The organism is Asaia sp. W19, assembly GCF_003994335.1.
Taxonomy (GTDB): Bacteria; Pseudomonadota; Alphaproteobacteria; order Acetobacterales; family Acetobacteraceae; genus Asaia.
The window spans coordinates 206,172-226,159 of the sequence record NZ_PNQZ01000025.1 but is presented as its reverse complement, the minus strand read 5'-3'; the positions used below and the strand labels follow the sequence as shown (position 1 = coordinate 226,159).

The 19,988-nt window shown below is 60.2% G+C and carries 17 protein-coding genes and 1 pseudogene; 4 read left to right on the top strand and 14 right to left on the bottom strand.

From position 1 onward, the window contains the following. Positions 1–89: 89 nt before the first annotated feature. Positions 90–2,486 carry a TonB-dependent siderophore receptor gene (locus C0V97_RS06850; protein ID WP_127101879.1) on the top strand — a complete coding sequence of 799 codons (2,397 nt, stop codon included), beginning with the start codon at positions 90–92 and terminating at the stop codon, positions 2,484–2,486. Here the strand turns inward: C0V97_RS06850 and C0V97_RS06845 are convergent. Both C0V97_RS06845 and C0V97_RS06840 read right to left on the bottom strand, forming a co-directional pair. Continuing rightward, on the bottom strand, positions 2,476–3,858 hold the full coding sequence (locus C0V97_RS06845; protein ID WP_158625359.1) for a sensor histidine kinase KdpD: 1,383 nt from the start codon (positions 3,856–3,858) through the stop codon (positions 2,476–2,478). The two genes, C0V97_RS06850 and C0V97_RS06845, sit on opposite strands and share 11 nt — an antisense overlap. A 1-nt stretch (position 3,859) precedes the next feature. Continuing rightward, a complete protein-coding gene (locus C0V97_RS06840) occupies positions 3,860–4,549 on the bottom strand; it encodes a response regulator transcription factor (protein ID WP_233582020.1) in 690 nt (229 codons plus the stop codon). A 508-nt stretch (positions 4,550–5,057) separates the two neighbouring features. Here C0V97_RS06840 and C0V97_RS06835 point away from each other — a divergent pair. From C0V97_RS06835 to C0V97_RS06825, 3 genes are all read left to right on the top strand, one after another. Continuing rightward, entirely contained in the window at positions 5,058–6,191 is a 1,134-nt protein-coding gene (locus C0V97_RS06835; protein WP_233582019.1) for a major royal jelly family protein, read from the top strand. A gap of 198 nt (positions 6,192–6,389) precedes the next feature. Continuing rightward, on the top strand, positions 6,390–7,328 hold the full coding sequence (gene rocF, locus C0V97_RS06830; RefSeq protein ID WP_127101877.1) for an arginase: 939 nt from the start codon (positions 6,390–6,392) through the stop codon (positions 7,326–7,328). 1 nt (position 7,329) lies between these two features. Beyond that, positions 7,330–8,394 carry an ornithine cyclodeaminase gene (locus tag C0V97_RS06825; RefSeq protein WP_127101876.1) on the top strand — a complete coding sequence of 355 codons (1,065 nt, stop codon included), beginning with the start codon at positions 7,330–7,332 and terminating at the stop codon, positions 8,392–8,394. A gap of 124 nt (positions 8,395–8,518) precedes the next feature. Here C0V97_RS06825 and ureG read toward each other — a convergent pair whose 3' ends face one another. From ureG to C0V97_RS06765, 12 genes and pseudogenes are all read right to left on the bottom strand, one after another. Continuing rightward, positions 8,519–9,133 (bottom strand): urease accessory protein UreG, encoded by a 615-nt coding sequence (ureG, locus tag C0V97_RS06820; protein WP_127101875.1) that lies wholly within the window; start codon positions 9,131–9,133, stop codon positions 8,519–8,521. Then, positions 9,130–9,816: an urease accessory protein UreF gene (locus C0V97_RS06815; protein ID WP_127101874.1), complete on the bottom strand. Its 687-nt coding sequence runs from the start codon at positions 9,814–9,816 to the stop codon at positions 9,130–9,132. The genes ureG and C0V97_RS06815 overlap by 4 nt, the downstream gene beginning before the upstream one ends. 106 nt (positions 9,817–9,922) lie before the next feature. Next, a pseudogene (locus C0V97_RS06810) lies at positions 9,923–10,426 on the bottom strand (urease accessory protein UreE); the annotation flags it as partial. Next, entirely contained in the window at positions 10,426–12,132 is a 1,707-nt protein-coding gene (gene ureC, locus C0V97_RS06805) for an urease subunit alpha (RefSeq protein WP_127101872.1), read from the bottom strand. The gene ureC and the pseudogene C0V97_RS06810, both read right to left, overlap by 1 nt. After that, on the bottom strand, positions 12,129–12,473 hold the full coding sequence (locus C0V97_RS06800; RefSeq protein ID WP_127101871.1) for an urease subunit beta: 345 nt from the start codon (positions 12,471–12,473) through the stop codon (positions 12,129–12,131). The genes ureC and C0V97_RS06800 overlap by 4 nt, the downstream gene beginning before the upstream one ends. Next, positions 12,457–12,759, bottom strand: a complete 303-nt coding sequence (locus tag C0V97_RS06795) for an urease subunit gamma (protein WP_127101870.1) — start codon at positions 12,757–12,759, stop codon at positions 12,457–12,459. The genes C0V97_RS06800 and C0V97_RS06795 overlap by 17 nt, the downstream gene beginning before the upstream one ends. Before the next feature lie 57 nt (positions 12,760–12,816). Then, a complete protein-coding gene (locus tag C0V97_RS06790) occupies positions 12,817–13,701 on the bottom strand; it encodes an urease accessory protein UreD (RefSeq protein WP_233582018.1) in 885 nt (294 codons plus the stop codon). Between the two features lie 25 nt (positions 13,702–13,726). After that, positions 13,727–14,689, bottom strand: a complete 963-nt coding sequence (locus C0V97_RS06785; protein WP_127101869.1) for a HoxN/HupN/NixA family nickel/cobalt transporter — start codon at positions 14,687–14,689, stop codon at positions 13,727–13,729. Between the two features lie 230 nt (positions 14,690–14,919). Next, a complete protein-coding gene (locus tag C0V97_RS06780; RefSeq protein ID WP_127101868.1) occupies positions 14,920–17,322 on the bottom strand; it encodes a TonB-dependent receptor in 2,403 nt (800 codons plus the stop codon). A gap of 323 nt (positions 17,323–17,645) precedes the next feature. Next, positions 17,646–18,407, bottom strand: coding sequence for an amino acid ABC transporter ATP-binding protein (locus C0V97_RS06775; RefSeq protein ID WP_127101867.1), 762 nt, complete (start codon positions 18,405–18,407; stop codon positions 17,646–17,648). Then, positions 18,404–19,105 (bottom strand): amino acid ABC transporter permease, encoded by a 702-nt coding sequence (locus C0V97_RS06770; RefSeq protein ID WP_127101866.1) that lies wholly within the window; start codon positions 19,103–19,105, stop codon positions 18,404–18,406. Before C0V97_RS06770 ends, C0V97_RS06775 begins: the two co-directional genes overlap by 4 nt. Before the next feature lie 7 nt (positions 19,106–19,112). Beyond that, on the bottom strand, positions 19,113–19,988 hold the full coding sequence (locus C0V97_RS06765) for an ABC transporter substrate-binding protein (protein WP_127101865.1): 876 nt from the start codon (positions 19,986–19,988) through the stop codon (positions 19,113–19,115).

Genomic DNA, 19,988 nt, shown 5'->3' with positions numbered 1-19,988 from the left:
TAAGCTTTCCCAATCCCGCGCAAATTCCGTTGCCTGGAAACAGAAAGACACATAGCAACTGCGACGCATTATCATATTCGCAGGATGTCATGAATTTTCTCGCTCCGTCCTTTATCCGACGATCCGCAACACTTGCTGCTCTGGCGCTCATGAGCACAGGATTGTCCTCTCCCTCATTCGCCGCAGTCGCGACACAGGCCAGCGAGCCGATTACCGGGCACCCCACGAAGCGCGCGACCTCGCATCAGAGGCTCACGCACCACAAAGGCCCGGAACAAGGCAGAACCGGGCACGACAACGTCCACCACGCGCTTACCCGGGAAAGCGATACGGCATCGAGCGCTGTCGGCACCACGCCCCCGCCGGAGGCGCACCCCGCGAATTATGCCTCGCAGAAAAAGGGCGTGGGGCGCGAGGATCTGACCGTCATCGGCAAGACACACCCCCTGCTGACCGGGATCTCCCCTAATCGCAAATTCACCGCCTCACTGCTCGATACGCCGCGTTCTGTCTCGGTCGTGACGAAAGAGCAGATGAAACTGGTCAATGCGACTTCGTTCGAGGACGCCATGCGCACCGTGCCCGGGGTCAGCTTCCGCGGCGGTGATGCCTATGCCATTCCGGGCGGCAATTACCCGGTCATTCGCGGCTTTGGCTCCTACAGCAACATGTTCATCGACGGGCTGCGTGATAGCGGCGTGAGCCAGCGTGAAGTCTTCGACGTCGAGGAAATGGAGGTGCTCAAGGGACCGGGCTCCGTTTATGGCGGACGCGGCGGTCTGGGCGGGCAGATCAACATCACCAGCAAGAAAGCCCAGCTTGGCAATCTGACCTCCGGCCAGATCGGCTTTGGTACTGCCGCCTACAAGCGCGGTACGCTCGATATCAATCGTCAGATCGGACGTACAACCGCATTTCGCCTCAACGCGATGGGGGCCGATGGCGACACGGCGGGTCGTGCGCCGATTGGCGGCCATAAATGGGGTGTTTCCCCCTCACTCGCTTTCGGCCTCGGCACGAAGACGCGCCTGACCCTTGGCTATTACCATCTTTATTCTTTCGACATGCCGGATTATTCCGCACCCTATAGCAAGATCACCCACGAGCCCCTGAAAATTCCCCGCAGCACCGTGCTTGGGCTGGAAGATCGCGATTTCGAGCGCAGTACAACCGATCTCGGCCAGATCATTCTGGAACGCGACCTGTTCAAGGACTTCATGTTCAGGAACACGCTCCAATGGACCAGCACGCAATACGATTATATCGCCACCAATCCGCAATGGCAGAGCACGGCCGTCAACAACCAGACCATCCTGCTCGAAGCCAAATCCGGCAAGTTCCATACGGATAATTTCCAGGAACAGGCCATGGTCTCCGGGACATTCGACACAGGGCCGATCCACCACGCCATCAATACCAGCATCGAGCTCTCGCGCGAGCGCCTGACACGCAACGAATATTATGTTGTCGATTCAGGCGGTCATAATCTGCGTAATGGTGGCCCCTGCACCATCGCCTATAACTGTATCTCGGCCACGAATCTCGGCAGCTGGAGCGCCCATAATCCCTGGCTCGGCTCGTACACGCTGGGCGAGCCGGGCATCGCCCCGCTGAACACCAATGTCACTACCGGCTCGGCCTATGCCTTCGATACGATGAGCATGCTGCGCGACCACCTTCTGATCAATGGTGGTGTGCGCTTCGACCGCTTCATGACCTCTGCCGTTCAGGGCAATGTCGGGCTGAGCAATAACCAGAGCTTCATCAACTATCAGGCCGGGGCGGTCTACAAGCCCATCAAGCCCGTCAGCCTGTATTTCTCCTACGCCACTGCCTCCAACCCCGTCGGCGTCGATGCCGGAGCGGATGGCCAGATCGCGCTCTCGACCGCCAATAACAAGCTTGCCCCTCAGAACGGCAAGAATATCGAGGTCGGTGCCAAGGCCGATCTGTTCAACGGACGTTTCTCGATCACAGGGTCGCTCTTCGACGGCAAGATGACCAATGCCCAGGTGTCGGATGGCTATGGCAACCAGATTGACGCCGGGACGCAGCGCGTTCGTGGCGCAGAGATCAACGTTGCAGGCAGCATCACGCCGAAATGGGAGATGTTCGGCGGCTGGACGTATCTGGACAGTACGGTCATCTTTGGCGGCCCGACCCATGCCAATGTGGGCAAGCGCTTCCCCTACACACCGGGCAATTCCATTGCGCTCTGGAGCACTTACAAGATCCTGCCGCGCCTGAAGGCCGGTGGTGGCCTGACCTATATGAGCAAGCGCTATACCAATGTGAATAACCAGACCTGGGTGCCCGCCTATGTCCGCCTCGACATGGTGGCGGATTACCAGATCACGCGTACGCTTGATTTGCAGGCCAATCTGCAGAACCTGACCAACAAGCGCTACTATGACCGCGTCTATACCAACTACTCTCGCATCGCAGCGGGCCGCGCCGTGACCTTTCAGCTCACGCTCAAGATGTGACAACCAGAGGGAGGCAAATCTCGATACCCAGCCCCGGTGCGTTGTCATGCAGCGCGATGGTGCCACCATGGAGGGTAATGATGGCGCGCACCAGGCTGAGTCCGATCCCGTTGCCCGGCACATGGCGGCTCGCATCGAGCCGCACCATCTTCTCGAAAACACGCTCCTGATCGGCCGTAGCGATGCCGGGGCCGGTATCATCGAGGCGGATGAGCATTTCAGCCTCTCCCCGTTGCGATGAGAGTCTCACATGGCTGCCCGGCGGCGTGTGCAGCGTGGCATTTTCCAGCAGATTGGACAAAGCCTGCGTGAGGAGGACGCGACTGCCTTCGATCATGCAGGGTTTCGCCGCCAGTTCCTGGTGCCAGTACTGGCCATGCTGCTCGATCACAGGCCCGTAGAGCGACGCTAGTGTCTCGAGAACTCCGGTCATATCGACCCGGCCGGAATCCGGGATTTCCTTATAGGCCTCGAGCTGGGCCAGCTTGAGCAGCGACGCGAAGATCTCCAGAGCCTCATTCAGGCTTGCGCGCGCGAGATCCAGCGCGATCACGCCTTCCGACGCGGTGATCGAGCGTCCGGCCTTATCGAGATGACGACCGAGATCGGCAAGTGGGCGCCGCATGTCATGGGCGATATCATCCGTAACCTGACGCACCCGCGCCAGAAGCGCCTCGTTTCGGTCGAGCATGGCGTTCAGACTCGCCGACAGGTGATTGAACTCGTCATCCATTTCGGTCAGGGGCAGGCGCCGCGACAGATCGCCCTCCATGATTTCGCGCGCGGTCCGACTGATAACCTCGATCCTGCGAAGCAGCATGCGGCTCATGCCATAGCCGCCCGTCACACCGATCAGCAGGAAACCCGCCATGCACCAGACGAGCGTAATGAAGAAGCCTCGTCTGAGCGTCTGGAGCGGCGCGCCCTCCATGCCGACGAAGAGATAACCACCATCATCCAGGACCGTACCGAAGCCGAGTACCGGGCGCCGCTCGGGCGGCCTGGTACGATGCGTCCATGAGAGCATCCGCCATCCTGCCACCGGACGCAGATGAAACATGTTGCCGACCACGACATTCTGCGGCCGATCCTGAAGGAGATAGTAGAAGCCGGGCTCGCTTCGGACAAAATCGCGCATGACCGGCGCGAGATGCGCCACATCGTGCTGACCGGCATTGCTCAGCGCCTCATTGCATTCATTCATGACGGTCAGGCGCATCTGTCCGTCGAGCTGGTTTATGCCCCTCGTTCCGGACCAGACCACCCCTGCCATACCGCAGACGACGAGACAGACCGCAAACGACGCAATGATCCTGAAAGACGTACTCCTGAGAACCGGCAGGGCCTGTCCTTGCCGATCCTGGCCCGGCACGTCACCCATCGTGACGCAACACGTAGCCCTGGCCTTTCACGGTATGCAGAACTGGCGCGGCGTCGCGCCCCAGCCGCTCGCGCAAGCGGCTGATATGGGTTTCCACGAGATTTGTGTGCACCGGAAAATCCATCCCCCAGACGTTCTGAAGCAGCATTGTGCGCGAGAGGACAGTAAGTGGATGCCGCATGAAATATTCAAGCAAAGCCAGCTCCTGAGACTGGATATAGAGCTTCACGCCACGACGAAACACCTCCCGCCTTACGAGATCGAGCTCCAGATCCCCAAAGACCAGACGGGTACGGTTGGCAGGCTGATCCGCGCGGCGCATAAGCGTCTCGATCCGCGCCCGGAGCTCCGGCAGCGCGAAGGGTTTGACCAGATAATCATCGGCACCGCTCCGCAATCCCTCCACACGGTCGCGTATGCCGTCCATCGTGGTCAGGAAAAGAACCGGGGTCTCGAGCCCTGCGACACGCATGGATTTGAGAATGGACAGTCCATCCGTCATCGGGAGGCGACGATCGAGGACAATGCAATCCCATCCAGCGTCGAGAGCAAGGATCTGCCCTGTCGCGCCGTCACTCGCCATCGTCACGTCCATCCCCCATTCCTCCATGGCTCCGATTGCATGGGAGAGAAGGGAAAGATCATCCTCGATCATGAGAACGCGCTTGCCGTCGCAGTTCATGGGGCACTCCGTTGCGCAGGATATCCTGATATCGTTCCTCGCGCGGAGATGCCATAGGGATCAGGCTGCCATGGCGTTGACCCCCTCTCGCGCGGGCAGCCCCCATGGCGGGGCCGGGCGAAGGCGGCATGGAAGTATCATATCTGCCCCTAAGGGTTCTTTATGTGCCTTCTTGCATCATTCGGTCATGACGTCACATTTCTGGCTCATTCCCTGATGGAAAAAAACGGATGCCCGCCCCCTTCTCCCCATCCCCGCATTGCCCGGACGCACAGGCAATCCATGAACCCTGCGCTGCGAAGGAACCCGCTCCCTTGCGGGGAACACAGCGCAACCTTCATCCCATAGGGTCTGCCGAAACCTTTTCTCAACTTCCTCCTCCATACCATCCCTCCCGATGACGATCACCCGACGGGGCTTGGGAGGGTGGGCAGGAGACAATGCGGGCTGTCGCACGTTCCTGCGGTGACCCGTTGCCTCCCGCCCATGGCCAACCCGGAGTTTTCCCATGATCCCCCCCTCAAGAACAGTTGCAGAGACGGGCAAGGCGCGCCCCTCGATCGCGACGATATGTGGCCTCATGCTTACGACCGGCATGCTGCTCTCCTGCCCTCCCTCCCTTGCCCGAGGGGTAGCGCTGAATCTTGTGGCGACGAGCACTACCCTGGACTGGAATGCTGTAGCCTTGACCAGTGGGCATGTTCTGGTGGGAGGGCCTCGCTGGACGGGCTTCCCCGGTCCTTCGGTCGCCCTTGTGACTCAGGGGAGCAGAATACGCCCCTTTCCTGATAAGGAATGGAATAGCTGGGCACCCGGGCAGGATGCTCGAAAGCGCTTCGTGAATGTCAACGCGCTGCACGTCGATCCCGAAGGCACGGTCTGGGTTGTCGATACCGGCACACCGGAATTCGGCGGACCTCCCGTCAAGGACGGTGCCAAGCTCGTTCGGATCGACGCCTCCAAAGGGACAATCCTGCGGATTTACCCTTTGGGGCCGGAGGTCGCACCGGTAGGCAGCTATGTCGATGATATCCGCTTCAACGGGCCGCATGCCTATCTGACGGATGCAGGGACCGGCGCGCTACTGGTGCTCGATCTGGCGAGTGGCGGGGTCCGCCGCGTTCTGGCTGGCAACCCCGCCGCTATGGCGCAGCCCGGGCGCCCCATCGTTGTTGACGGGCAGGTTCTGCGCAAGGGCGATGGCACGCCGATGCTCATCAATGCCGACCCGCTCGAGGTGAGTCCTGACGGGCGCTTCCTGTATTTCGGTCCGCTTGCTGGCCCCTGGTCACGCATCCCTACCGCTGCACTCGATGATCCGAACCTTTCCGACAAGGAACTGGCCGCCACCGTCGAACCTTGGGCCGATATCCCGCCTATCGGGGGCAGCGCCATGGATAGCAAAGGAAGACTCTATTTCACCGCACTGCGCGACGACACGCTCTATCGCCGCGACCCGGATGGCAAGATCACCATGCTCGCCAGGGATCATCGACTGCACTGGGCCGACGCGCCGTTCCTGAACAAGGATAACACGCTCTGGCTCCCAGTCGCACAACTCGATCGCCTCTCCCGGTTCAATGGAGGAAAATCGCATATACGCCAGCCCTTTGCTCTTTATTCTGTCCCCCTCACGCCCTGATCATGTCAGCGCCGAGGCAATACGGTGAGGAAGACGCCCGACCGAGCGCCCTGACAATACCCGAAAGATCCTTCTCTTGACGGTATGATCGCAAACAAGGAATGGCCTATAAGCGGCACGACGCCCCGTACCTGCCACGGGCATATGATCTTTGGCCCCGGCACGCTTTCACGCGGCCTTGCACGATGAGGAGATATCATGAAACCGTCCCTGACGAAGACGTGCCAGATCCTGGGGGTCCCGACCCAGAGCGGGACCTCCGAACGGGGATGCATCATGGGACCGACTGCCTTTCGTATCGCCGGTCTGCCCGAAATGCTGGAGGAACTTGGTTGGGGAGTCACCGATGTGGGCGATGCCACCCCTTCTGCCCTGACCGCAGTAAGCCACTCGAACCCCGCCGTACGCAACCTCGATGCGATCATCGCGTGGACCGAAGCCGTCAGCACACGGGCCTATGAAATGGCGCGCAGCTGCGATTTCCCCATTTTTCTGGGCGGAGACCACTCCATGTCGGCGGGTACGGTCAGCGGCGTTGCCCGCTATGCCGAGGAACGGGGACAACCGCAATTCGTGCTCTGGCTAGACGCTCATACGGATCTGCACACGCTTCACACCACCACCAGCGGTAATCTGCACGGCACGCCGGTCGCGTATTTCACGGGGCAACCCGGCTTTGAGGCGTGCCCGCCCCCGGTCGCGACGGTCGATCCGCATCATGTGTGCATGATGGGCATTCGCTCGGTCGATCAGGCAGAAAAGCGCCATGTCGCTGAAATCGGTATCTCGGTTTTCGATATGCGCGCAATAGATGAGCAAGGCGTTGTCCAGCCTCTGAACGGCTTTCTCGACCGGGTACGCGCAGCAGGAGGCAGGCTTCATGTGAGCCTCGATGTGGATTTTCTCGCCCCCGAAATCGCCCCTGCTGTGGGCACCACCGTTGCGGGAGGGGCGACCTACCGTGAAGCTCATCTGATCATGGAGATCCTGCATGACAGCGGCCTCGTGACGTCACTGGATCTCGCGGAGCTCAACCCTTTTCTGGATGTGCGGGCCCGTACGGCGCTCCTCATGACTGATCTGGCGGCCAGCCTGTTCGGGCGGCGCGTTCTCGAACGCAAGACAAGGACATACTGACATGGCGCTGACGGGTCCCGCTCCCTCTCCCCTCGCCTTCGTGCCCTTCGTCTCGGTACAGAACATGATGGCACTGGTTCATACCCTTGGCATCAATCGTTTTCTGAGGGAATTGGCGGCCTATATCGAGGCAGATTTCAGACGCTGGCCCGAATTCGACAAGACACCACGCATTGCAGCGCATTCGGCAGAGGGCGTGATCGAACTGATGCCGACGAGCGATCACACGCTCTATGGCTTCAAATATGTCAACGGCCATCCGAAGAACATGAAGGAAGGCCTGCAAACCGTGACAGCTTTCGGGATGCTGGCCGATGTGGCCTCGGGCTATCCGGTGCTGTTATCCGAGATGACCGTACTCACCGCGCTGCGTACCGCAGCCATGTCGGCCGTTGCAGCCACGCACTTGGCCCCGGCAGGCGCCCGGGTAATGGCCGTCATCGGCAATGGCGCACAATCCGAATTCCAGGCGATCGCCTTTCGAGAATTGCTCGGGATCACCACGTTGCGGCTTTTCGATATCGACCCTGCCGCATCGGAAAAATGCCGACGCAATCTCGCAGGGCTCGGCTTTGACATCACGATATGCGAAAGCAGCGAAAAGGCGGTCGAAGGGGCGGATATCATCACCACCGTGACCGCCGACAAGCAATGCGCCACCATACTCTCCGACAACATGGTCGGAAGCGGGGTGCATATCAATGCCGTGGGTGGCGACTGCCCCGGCAAGACCGAGTTGCACCGCGACATCCTGACGCGCGCCGCCATTTTCGTTGAATATCCGCCCCAGACCCGCATAGAGGGCGAAATCCAGCAGTTGGCGGAGGACCACCCGGTAACGGAACTCTGGCAGGTGATGACAGGGGATGCCGCCGGGCGGAGAAGCCAGAGCGAAATCACCTTGTTCGACTCAGTCGGGTTTGCGATCGAGGATTTTTCGGCCCTGCGCTATGTGCGCGATAATATCGCCGGGACCGGGCTCTATGAACGGTTGGATATGCTGGCCGATCCGGATGATCCGCGCGACCTCTTCGGCATGGTGCAGCGCGCGACCGGGATCAGCTAGAGCAACGCTCCGCGGGGCAGTCGTCCGCAACCGGCCCGCCGAACGCCTGCATTCCAGCGATCATGTGGATCGTCATGGCCTGCCCAGATTCAGGAAACCGGGCGAGGCGTATGGCAGGACGCCGTCAGAGCCCTCCCTGCTCGACAATGAAGCGGGCGATCTCGGCCACGCCCTGACCGGCCTTGATATTCGCGAAAACAAAGGGACGCGCGCCGCGCATCTTGCGACTGTCACGATCCATCACCCCAAGATCGGCGCCGACATAAGGGGCCAGATCGATCTTGTTGATCACGAGCAGATCACTGCGCGTGATCCCAGGGCCGCCCTTGCGCGGAATCTTGTCCCCGGCCGAGACATCGATGACGTAAATCGTCAGATCGGCCAGCTCCGGGCTGAACGTCGCCGCGAGATTATCGCCACCGCTCTCGACCAGAACCAGATCCAGCCCCTCGAAGCGCTCGGTCAGTTCAGCGATGCCGGCCAGATTGATGCTGGCATCCTCACGTATGGCCGTATGGGGGCACCCGCCGGTCTCGATCCCCATGATCCGTTCAGAGGGTAGCGAGCCCGCTCGCGTCAGGAATTCGGCATCCTCGCGCGTATAGATGTCATTCGTGATGGCGGCGATATTATACCCATCGCGAAAAACGCGACATAGCGCATCCATCAGCGCCGTCTTGCCCGTTCCGACGGGGCCGCCAATTCCCACGCGCAGTGGGCCGTGTTTTGCCTGGGTCATGTTCTGAACAACCTTGTCGTCTGGGTTTCGTGATGCATGGCAGCGAGATCGGAGCGGAAACAGGCGCCTCCGACATCGTCGAGTGTTCGAGCACCAGTGAGCGCAACGAGCCTGACCAGCAACGGGTCAAGGCGGGCAAGTGTCTGCAGCCCGTCCGTCTGGCCCAGGGGCACAAGCCGAACGGCAGAGGAAACCAGCGCGGCCAACGTGGCATACCCTCCTGCCAGAAGCGCCTGATGCCTGCTTATCCCGCCGCGCCGGAAGACCATGCCCTGCGCCACGGGAAGCGGCCAGCGCTGTCCCCGCAGGGCTTCCGGCTCGGGGGCAACCTGCCAGGAGTTGGCTGCCTTCAGGAAAGCCTCCCCCTGATAGATCGTCTCTTCATAACGCTCGCGCGAAGAGGCGCACGCGCAGGCGAAAGCCGCGAGCTCTCTCAAGGGCTCGATCTCTGCGCCCATGCGCCAGGCCTCCTGGAGGATAATCAGATCACTACCGGGCGCGCCATGGTCGAACAGACAGGTAATCCAGGCGCAAAGCGTCGCGACGTCATGCACATCTCCTGTCTCCACCGCCCATTCCAGCCCGTGACTATAGGCATAGCCGCCGGTCGGAAAGGCAGGGGATACCCAGGAGAGCAGACGCAGAAATGCCCCTGCCCCGTCCGGAGTTTCCTCCTCAGCCATGCGCGTGATCGTGGCCACCCTGCAGGCTCAGGCCGACGCCGTCGTCAGTTTCCTGGGCGCGCGCATGGGCGTGATGGTGGCCGTGATCATGATGGTGGTCGTGGTGGTGATGATGTTCATGCTCATGCCCGTGGGAATGGTCATGAGCATGTCCGCCCCCTGCATGCCCCCCTGACCGACCGGCATAAGCCCCGCTCTCCGGGTCGAACGGTGCTTCGACATCCCGCACGTGCCCGCCCAGCCCGCCGATCATGTCCGCAATCACATGGTCTCGCCTCACGAGTATGGCGTGTTCGCCAATAGCCGCCGGCAAATGGCGGTTACCCAGATGCCAGGCCAGTTGCAGCAATTGCAGCGTTCCGTGGGCGGTTACTTCCATGAGCTCTTCGGGCAAGGCCCTGACCAGAATGGTCCGACCATCTTCCAGACGCAGACCGTCACCGCCGCGCAGAAGCCGTGCATGCTCCAGTTCCAGACGGATCTTCTCGCCACTGGCCAGTGTCAGCATCATTCTCCGGCGATGCCGCCCCTCATAATCAGCAGCAAAAATACCGCTCGCATCGGCTTCAAGCCAGCTCCCGGCAGGAAGGATTTCGAGAATACGGGTCATCAGAACAGAAAATACCTTTGGGCCATGGGCAGGATTTCGGCGGGCTCGCACGTCAGGAGCACGCCATCGGCCCGCACTTCATAAGTTTCGGGATCAACTTCGATATAGGGCATGGAATCGTTATGAATCATGCTGCGCTTGCCGATTCCGCCACGCACGTTCCGCACCGCCGAGAGGCGACGCTCGAGCCCGAGCCTCGCACCGATATCATCCTCAAGCGCCGCCTGGGACACGAATGTGAGGCTGGTCCGCGCAAGCGCGCGACCGAACCCGCCAAACATCATGCGGCCATGCACCGGCTGCGGTGTAGGGATAGACGCATTCGGGTCACCCATCATGGCATAGACAATCATGCCCCCCTTGATCACCTGCTCGGGTTTCACGCCAAAAAATGCGGGCTCCCAGAGTACCAGATCGGCCAGCTTGCCGGTTTCAACCGAACCGACCTCATGGGACAACCCATGCGCGATCGCAGGATTGATCGTGTATTTCGCGATATAGCGTTTGACCCGCGCGTTATCGGCCGCGCCATCACCGGCCAGGGCGCCGCGCTGGATTTTCATCTTGTGTGCGGTCTGCCATGTGCGCAGCGGCACTTCTCCGACGCGCCCCATGGCCTGACTGTCCGAGGACATCATCGACAGCACACCCATATCGTGAAAGATGTCTTCCGCCGCAATCGTTTCGCGTCGGATGCGACTCTCGGCAAAGGCAATGTCCTCGGGCACCTGCTGATCCAGATGATGGCAGACCATCAGCATATCCAGATGCTCGTCGAGCGTGTTCACCGTGAAGGGACGTGTGGGATTGGTGGAAGACGGCAGCACATTGGGCAGACCCGCCACGCGGATGATGTCGGGCGCATGCCCCCCTCCGGCGCCCTCGGTATGGAACGCGTGAATCGTGCGCCCCTGAAACGCAGCGATCGTGTCCTCCACAAAACCGCTCTCATTGAGCGTGTCGGAGTGGATCATGACCTGCACATCCATCCGGTCTGCGACGCTCAGGCAGCAATCGATGGCGGCCGGAGTGGAACCCCAGTCTTCATGCAGCTTCAGACAACTCGCGCCGGCTCTGATCATCTCCTCCAGCGCCTCGGGCCGCGAGGCATTGCCCTTGCCCGCGAAAGCGAGATTGACGGGAAAACCTTCGGCCGCCTCGATCATACGTTCCAGATGCCAAGGCCCCGGCGTGCAGGTGGTCGCGGTGGTGCCGCTCGCCGGTCCGGTGCCGCCACCCAGCATTGTCGTAACGCCTGAGGACAAGGCCTCTTCGATCTGCTGCGGGCAGATATAATGGATATGGCTGTCGATGCCGCCCGCCGTGACGATCTTGCCCTCGCCGGCAATGATCTCTGTGCCCGGCCCGATGATGATATCCACGCCGGGCTGAATATCGGGATTTCCCGCCTTGCCGATTCCGGCGATCCGCCCGTCGAGAATGCCGATATCCGCCTTCACGATCCCCCAATGGTCGATGATGACCGCATTAGTGATCACGGTATCCATGGCCCCTTCGGCGCGCGTGCGCTGCGACTGGCCCATGCCATCACGAATGGTCTTTCCTCCGCCGAAACGGACTTCCTCGCCGTAGATCGTATGATCGCGCTCGATCTCGATGATGAGGGCCGTATCGGCCAGCCTGAGCCGATCACCGGTCGTGGGACCGAACTGGGCAGCGTAGTCATGTCTGGAAAGACGCATCATGGATCAACACTCCCCATGACATCCCCCCGAAACCCGATCACGCGGCGCAGGCCGCGCAGCGGGACCAGTGTGACCTCCCGATCCTGCCCCGGCTCGAAGCGTATTGCCCCACCGGACGGAACATCAAGACGCCAGCCACGCGCCCTGTCCCGGTCGAACACAAGCGCTGGATTGACCTCGGCAAAATGATAATGACTTCCCACCTGCACCGGACGATCTCCCGTATTGGTCACCAGAACGAGCAGGCGTGGCTGGCCCTCATTAAGCGCGATATCCCCTTCCGTCGGCAGCAATTCGCCGGGGACGGCGCCGGGGGGCAAAGTTTCAGCGTATCGGGTCATGGACAGTCACCAACTTTGTACCATCGGGAAAGGTTGCCTCGACCTGCACGTCGTGAATCATCTCGGCCACGCCCTGCATGACCTGATCGCGCGTGAGAACCCGGCCGCCACTGGCCATGAGTTCCGCCACGCTTCGGCCATCGCGCGCGCCCTCGACCACGTGGTCGGTGATCAGGGCTACGGCCTCGGGATAATTGAGCACAACACCCCGCTCGAGCCGCCGTCTGGCCACCTGCGCGGCCATGGCCACCAGCAGCTTGTCCTTTTCCCGAGGGGTCAGTTTCATGTCCTGCTCAACTCCATCTCAGATATGCGGTCATGATCGTCGAATACAGCCATCAGCTCACGATCTCCACGTGGCGGGCATGGAGCGACCATCACGCAGGATCGGCAGGATATGCCTGATCGTCTTTTCCAGCGCCCAACCGCCCGATGCAATCCCGCGCACCACCAGCATGCCATTCCAGGCCGAGGCGGCGAAACTGCCAGTATACCCGGCTTCCAATGCCTCTCGCACCGGGGTGAGCAACGCTTCTGCCCGGGGAGAAACCAGAATCAGCGTAGCATTGGCGGGCGCGCCGTCGCCAGCGGCCTTGGAGGCGAGAAGGCCAGACACGGTCTTGCTCTCAAGCCGCAGGAGATCTTCCAGGATGAGCCTGCCCTCACGGCGAATTGTCAGCCGATCGCGCAGCGCAAGAGTTTCGACGATCTCGCCTGATCCGGTCCGCCCGAAAATCCGGCTCTCAAGATAAAGAAATTGGGCTGTCGCCGCCATATCGACCCGCATGACCCGGCGCATGACGCTTCCATCGAAAAACAATGTGCCATGAGGCAGCCAGTCGAGGCAGGCTCCTGCCTCAAGGCGACAGGTCAGATCGATCTCCGAGGGCGGGTCCGCTGCCCGCGCCCTATAGACACGCTCGGCGGCCTGTGAGGTAACGAGTAACTGCGTTCCCGCCCTACAGCCGATACGCCCCTCGATACGATCCCCTCCTGCCATACCGCCCGAGATATTCACCGTGACGGCCTCAAGCATGGGCGTTTCCACGCGGGGGAAAAGCAGGCGACAACAGCCCCCCTGCACCAGATCTGCCATGACTGTGCGCCCGTCACGCTGCTTGACGTCGAGCCCGAACCAGCCTCTTGCACGTTGCAACCCCGGCTCGGTCACCGCCGTGAGCGGCCGGGTTGCGGAAGGCGCCGTCATGACGCGAGCCGCAGTGAGCATGCCGAGCTCCGGCGATTCCGAGATCTCATCGATCTTTTCCCGTAATGCAGAAGAGCGGATCGGACAAAGCCGCATCGGTCAGGGGAGCCTGAACACGCGTCAAACGGAGCCATAGCCAGCAGAAAACCGACAAGGCGAAAACCAGGGCGCCGATCATCTCGAAATGGCTGAAAACGAATTCCGCCGCAACGCTGGCAGGGCCAGACAGGCTCAGATGGTCGGACAGCATCGAAACCAGTTCGACGCCCGCGATCGACAGGGCAAGCAAAACGGAAACAAGTGTAAGGCCCAGATTGAGCCGCGCCCTTTGTCTCGCGCGGGAGTAGAGCCCCTGCATGAGCACACTATCGACCGTATCGAGCAATGCCATCGCGCTCACGAAGAGCAGGGGCAGCATCATGATTTCCCAGGGCGGCAAACCACGCTCCCCCTGGGCAACCGAGATACCCAGAAGGCTGATTTCCGATGCGGTATCGAAACCGAGCCCAAACAGGAAGCCGATCGGATAAAGATGCCAACTGACCGAGACGCGGGCGAGCACAGGAGCGACCAGACGGGCAATGCCACGAGACGGAAGGGTGCCTTCCGAACCCGACACGATCTGGCCACGCTGCCCCCACAAATCCCGCAAGGTCAGCCCGTTGATCGCGGCGATCAGGACGAGAAACAGGATCGAAACCCAGCCGCCGATGAGACCTCCTCGCGCCGCAATATCCGCCAGGCTGGCCCGGTAATGCTGCCCGGCCAGCACAACGCCAAGCGTGGCGAGGCAGACTATCGTGGAGTGGCCAAGGGAAAAGAACAGTCCCGCCGCCTGAGCACTGCGCTGCTCGCGGAGCGAGGCCCGCGTCACGTTATCAATGACCGCAATATGATCGGCATCCAGCGCGTGACGCAGCCCCAGACCATAGGCCAGCGCCGCAGCGCCCATAAGGAGCGGATGCCCCGAGAAAAGGGAAAATGCCCCAAGCCAGACCAGGGCATTCAAAAGCCCAAGCCCCCCAAGAAGGAAGAAGGCTCGCCTGCGCAGATCGACACGCTTGATATCCAGAACTCGCCCCCCCCGCCCATGCGACTGGGAGCAGTTTGAGCCATTTCATCTGGTTTTACAATGCGCTAGCGCGTTCACGCAGCCGGATCGCGATCACAACAGCTTGCCGGGTTCGCGGCGGCCCTGCCCACCCGGCGCGCTTGCCCGTCCAAGGAAGCGGAAACCGCTCAGAAATTCGCGCTGATGGAACCAAATGCCATGCGGGGCGCGCCGATCAGGAAGGACTGATAGGCCATGGCCCCGCTGGCAATGCTGAGCGGATTGCCGTTCTCTCCCATCGTCGCAATGTAATGGGTGTTCTGCAGATTGGTGATGCTGAGCGAGAGGGTCAAATCCTTGACCGGCTGCAGGCTGCGCTTGATGGAAGGAATACGCATCAGATTATACTGGATGCCGAGATTGGAGAGCCAATAGGACGGCACCTTCACATCGCCTGTATAGGAATAGTTGCGTTTGCTGTTGAAGCTGGCGTCCACATAGGCCGTCAGACCCTGCCAGTCATAGGAGAGGCGCGTTTTATACATGTAGCGTGGATAATTGACGACCTGTACACCTTTGAGATCATAGGTCGTTCCGGCCGCCGTCAGGTTCTGATCATAGGTCGCGTGGTCATAGCTGAAGCTATTGGTGAAAACGAGATTATGGATCGGCATGACGGTCAAAGCCGTATCGACACCATTCATGGTCACGCCGCCCACATTCGAAACTGCGGAAATTGGATTGACCGATGAACCCGAGGCGACCTGCTGCAACCGGTTATTGAAATTCGTACGGTAGCCATAGATCGACAGACCGACTTTCTCACTCGAATAACGATACCCTGCAGCATAGGTCCAGGCCGTTTCGGGACGGATCGACTTGCGCTCCTGATCGAACGCGGTCTGGGTAACGGCAAAGGGGGACGCACAAAGCTTGTAGCCGCATTGCGCATAGGTATGGACATTCTCCGAGATGTCGAAAAACAGCTCGTGATGGCTCAGGAAGTGCCAGTCTCCGCTGATATGCGGGAGAAAGGCCTTGGCTGTGGTCAGGCCGACGCCGCTCGCGAGCACGGTTGTGGGGGAATAATAGTCAGGATTCGCATAACCATTCCCGACACGAGTGGTGTGGAGCACGGATTTGAAGCCGAAATGAAGCGCCACATGCTCGATCGGCCGATACGTATCCTGCACGAAAGCCGTAAACGTGTTCGTGCTGTAGTCCTGATTAAAGATCTGGGCGAAAGGGTGCTTCCAGTACTCAAGTGGGTTGGGCAGTGGCGACGTCAGCTTGCCGTCCACGATGTTGGGCATTTCAAAGACATATTGCGGGGTCTGATAGCTGTTGTTTTCGTACCAGACGCCGCCCCCGAGCGTATTCTCGTGGGTCTGGTATTGCACGCGCGAGAGGAAACCCACGCGCTTGACTCCCGGCGCCTTGCGCAGTTCGGACAGCGGCGACCCATTGGGAGAGGGATAATAGGGCGTGGTCCAGGTCGACTGGTTGATGGCACCGTGGCCATAGGCCGTGCTGTCCCAGACCAGGTGATCGGTCATCTGCAAATGGGCACGCATGCCGGCCAGATAATCGGCGCTGTTGAGCGTCGCATCATAATATGCGGAGTCCTCCGGATCAGCGAGGCCGGCAAAGGATGCCGGAAAGATCCCATTGGCCGCATTGATTGCCGCCTGAAGCCCGCTTTGCTTGCCGTTATAGTAGTTGGTCACGCCATACCCGACCTTCTGGATGATCTCGGGCGAGGTGTCGGGTGTCGAAAACTGATGCTCATCTGCCCAGTCAAAATAGGCCGAAAAGTAACTTTCATGACCAATTGGCTGAAGCAGCTTGGCATTGACCTGCTGCACGAACTGGTCTCCCGTCCCCTTCCAGATCTGACCATCCTGACGGCTATAGGACGTAAAAAACCGCGTCCCCGTCTTGTTGAGATCTCCGCTATCAAGACGCAGGAAAGTATGGAAATTGGCATAGCTGCCAAAGCCCTGATTGATGGTTCCCCCCAGCTTATGCGCCGGATCGCGCGAGACATAGGCAAAAGATCCGCCCAGATTGCTCGTCGAAGCGATTTCCTCTGCCCCTGCTGATTGCGATATATCGATACGCGCGACGTTTTCGGCTGAAATGGCGAGGAGCGAGTTCAGCCCGTTATACATGCGCAGCGTCTGCTCCCCCAAAGGCATGCCATCCAGAGTGAAGCCAATTTGCTGCTGCTGAAATCCGTGCATGAAAAGCTGCTGTGACCAGATATCAACGCCCTGGGGTTCAGCAGACTGGAACATGATCCCAGGCAACTGAGACAGGACCTTTAACGGGTTGGTCCCTGCAGGCGCCTGGGAGAGGAGCTTCTGGCTGACGGTCACCAGAGCGCCGCGCGTGATATGGGCGGCCTTCACGTCAAACGTCTCAGAGGTCGAACTCAGATAGACGGCGGATTTTCCGACAGACTTCGGTGTTGCGGCGGGAATACCGCTCCGTTCAGTCGCGGCACCGCGTTTGCCATGGGCCGCTTTTGTCTTTCCGGGCTGGGTAGCTGTTGTCGCATGAGCAGGCAATGAAACTGCGGAAACAAGCATCGTCGATATCAGGCACAGTTTCGAAAACGAAATGATACGCATGAGAGAATACCGTCGCTTGGGGCAAACGGCTCACGACCCGATGGCGTGAGGCCGACGCTGTTTCAGGGAGAGACTGCCATGCTGGCGGCTCGTTATCTGAAGATTAAGATGTATAGACGAGTATGGTCAATATTATTCGTAACGATTCCGAATCGCTATGTCGCTTTGCGAATCGCGAACAAAATTCCCACCTGAAGGACGCTCGGAGCAAAAATCTGGTGAGGAGATCGCTGTTTTCTGCCTGTCTAGACAAGTAACGATGGGTTGGGAAAAATGCCCCTTCAGCCTGCCGCAGCAGCAGGAACCGGAATATTGAAGGAAGGGTTCTCTCCCCCAAGAAGGCGGTCAGGCGCACCGCTCGCCGTGATATGTCCTCCTGCGCAATGGTGCACCGTCGTGGCGATACTACGCACGAGACGCATGTCATGACTGACCACAACCATGGTCATACCCTCGGCAGAAAGATCGCGAATCACGGTTTCCACTTCTCGCACGAGTGATGGATCAAGGGCACTCGTGGGCTCGTCGAGGAGCATCAGCGCGGGAGACATGGCCAGAGCGCGCGCGATGGCGACGCGCTGTTTCTGCCCCCCCGATAACTGATCCGGATAATGATCGGCGAAACCCGACATCCCCACGCGTGCCAGATGGGTCCGGGCGATCTCCCGCGCCTCATCGCGATGGCGGCGCAGCACGATTACCGGACCTTCCATGACGTTCTCGATGGCCGTCCGATGCGTGAACAGATTGAAGTGCTGGAAGACCATGGGCATTCTCGCGCGGGCGGCCTGCAAGGTACGCGGCGGCGCTATCCGGAACAGATTGCCGTCTTCCGCGCAGAGCCGTTCGCCCAGAAAGGTGATTTCGCCCTGGCTCGGCTTCTCGAGGAAATTAAGACAACGCAGCAGGGTCGATTTCCCTGCACCGCTCGGGCCGATCAGGCAGGCGACCTCCCCCTTTTCTACCGAGAGATCGATGCTCCTGAGCACTTCATGCTCCCCATAGCGTTTGGCTACCTGCCGAACCACCAGAACCGGGCTCATCGCACGCCCTCCTTTTCCATGGTCGGCGCAACAGGTATCGGTCGCATTGCGGGTGTGAGGTGCTTTTCCAGCCTGTGGATCAGGCGCGAGCAGACGAAGCTGATGCAGAAATAAATGATGGCCACCAGCAGATAGATATTCATGCTGTCGAACGTATCGGAGATCACGATCGTGGCATGGCGCAGAAGCTCATTGACCGAGATGAAAGAGACCAGGGCGCAATCCTTGAGCAGGGCGATGAAATATCCGCCCAGAATGGGGACACTGGCCAACCCCGCCTGGGGAACGATCACCCGCCGGTACAGCATGAATCCGGACATGCCAAGCGAGAGCGCCGCTTCTCTCTGCCCCAGAGGCACCGCCTCGATCGCACTGCGAAAAACCTCGGAGACATAGGCCGCCAGATTGAGCGACAGACCGACAATCGCGGCAGTAAAGGCGCTGAGCGTCAGTCCCCATTCGGGCAGGGCGAAATAAATGAGCAGAAGCTGCACGATCAGCGGCGTATCGCGCATGATCTCCACAAATACATTGAGCGGATAGCGTATCCAGCGGCTCGCCGAACGTCGACCGATGGCCACTCCGAATCCCAGGATTGTGCCAATCACCATGGCGATGCTGGATAATTCCAGCGTCACCCCTGCCCCGCGCAGCAGGAAGGGCAGGTGATCGCGCGCTTCCAGAAAAAAATCGAGCATGGACGCGCTACTCCTTGTGAGACGAATCCGCCTGGCTGACGATCAGATGATCCTGTTGGGGTTCCCATACGCCGTAGCGCTTCAGGATGGTCCTGATCGTGCCATCCTTACGCATGGCGTCGAGGGCGGTATCGATGGCTGCGAGAAGATCGGGGCAGTACTCAGGCACCACCACCCCCTCACTGCCCAGACGATAGGGCGCCCTGGCCTGCACCTGCGCCCATTGAGTCTTGGGCGTATAGAAAAGCGGCGCACCGACGGTACGCAGATTCCGAAAATGCTCCTTCTGGGCGTGGAGCGTACCCTGATCGACGATAACCGCCGCGACCTGGCCGTTCTTGAGGGCGATGAACGGATCGCCGAATGTTTCAAAATCGGCCACGTCCTGCGCGTAACCCTGCTCCACCAGCCTGTGCGCCGTAGCCGAATCATTGGTTCCCATGACGGAGCCAACCGTCTTGCCACGCAGATCTTCGAGACGCCGTATGGGCGAGTTCTCAAGCACGATCACATAGTCGTACAGCATGAAATAGGGCGTCGAGAACAGGACATGCCCCCGCAGATGGCGCTCCTCGGAGATATTGACATCCGACAGCACGATATCCCAGCGTCCTGCCTTGAGCCCCGGCACGATGGTCGACCATTCCGTAATGATGAACTCCGATTTCGGAATATCCAGTCGACGCGTCAGCTCGGCCAGAAGATCGGCATCGATCCCGTGATATCGCCCCTCTGCGTCCTGCCAGAGTGAGGGGTGTGCGCCCAGAAGGCCATTCCCGACACGCAGCACTCCCGCCGTGCGTACGCGCTCGAGGCACCCCGCATAAGCGCCGGGCGCTGTCAGCAGCATGGCGCCGGCGCAGAGCATCCCGAGCCATTTCAT